This is a genomic window from Actinomycetospora sp., from assembly GCF_055612215.1.
Genome location: NZ_JBVPVA010000930.1, coordinates 1 through 1160 on the forward strand (window position 1 = coordinate 1; position 1160 = coordinate 1160).

General features: G+C 72.7%; 1 protein-coding gene. It reads left to right on the forward strand.

Annotated features, from left to right (window positions below; all coding sequences use genetic code 11):
- The first annotated feature begins 7 nt into the window (after positions 1 to 7).
- A complete protein-coding gene (locus AC0CYZ_RS25380; protein WP_472220502.1) occupies positions 8 to 1063 on the forward strand; it encodes a class I SAM-dependent methyltransferase in 1056 nt (351 codons plus the stop codon).
- Positions 1064 to 1160 lie beyond the last annotated feature (97 nt).

Below are 1160 nucleotides of genomic sequence, written 5' to 3' on the forward strand. Positions count from 1 at the left end.
GACGACGATGACGGTGGACCAGGACAAGTTGATGGCGTTCGTCGGTCAGATGGTGACCGACCTGGGGGCCGCGGTCGTGGCCGGCGGCGTGGTCGTCGGGCACCGCCTCGGCCTGTACCGGGCGCTCGCCCAGGGGCCGGCGACCCCCGAGGAACTCGCGCGGCGGACCGACACGACCACCCGGTACATCACCGAATGGCTCGCCGCGCAGGCCGCGAGCGGCTACGTGCAGTACGACGCGGACGCCGGCACGTTCGCGCTGGACGAGGAGCAGGCGTTCGCGCTCACCGATCCCGAGGGTCCGATCTACCTCCCCGGGGCGTTCGTGCTCGCCCTCGGCGCCCTGCGGGCAGAGCCCCGGATCACCGAGGCCTTCCGCACCGGTGCGGGGATGGGGTGGCACGAGCAGGACCCGGACGTCTTCGACGGCTGCGAGATCTTCTTCCGGCCCGGGTACGTCGCGAACCTCGTCGCCGCCTGGATCCCGACGCTGGACGGCGTGGAGGAGAAGCTGCGCGCCGGCGCCCGCGTCGCCGACGTGGGCTGCGGTCACGGTGCGTCCACCGTGCTGATGGCGCAGGCCTACCCGGAGTCGACGATCACCGCCTCGGACTACCACGACGAGTCCGTCCAGATCGCGCACAAACGCGCCGCCGAGGCCGGCGTGGCCGACCGGACGTCCTTCGAGGTGGCCTCCGCCGCGACGTTCTCCGGCCGCCACCTCGACCTCGTCACCACCTTCGACTGTCTGCACGACATGGGGGACCCGCTCGGGGCAGCCCGCCACGTCCGCGAGTCGCTGGCCCCCGACGGGACGTGGATGGTGGTCGAGCCCCGCGCCGGGGACACGCTCACGGAGAACCTGAATCCGGTGGGTCGGCTCTACTACGCGTTCTCCACGTTGCTGTGCGTGCCCAACGGGCGCTCCCAGCCGGGCGGCTACAGCCTCGGCGCCCAGGCGGGCCCGGCGGCGATCCGCCAGATCGCCACCGACGCGGGCTTCACCCGCTTCCGGCAGGCCACCGAGACGCCGTTCAACACCGTGTACGAGATCCGGCCGTAACGGGCCGCGAAGGGGGCGGGGGCCGTGCGCGCACGGGAGCCCGACGAGGTCGGGACGATCGAACGGGACGGGGTCCGCGTCGGCTACGAGGTCTTCA

Excerpts from the sequence above, each read along its gene's own strand:
- AC0CYZ_RS25380 (WP_472220502.1), top strand. The coding sequence starts at position 8 with ATGACGGTGGACCAGGACAAGTTGATGGCGTTCGTCGGTCAGATGGTG.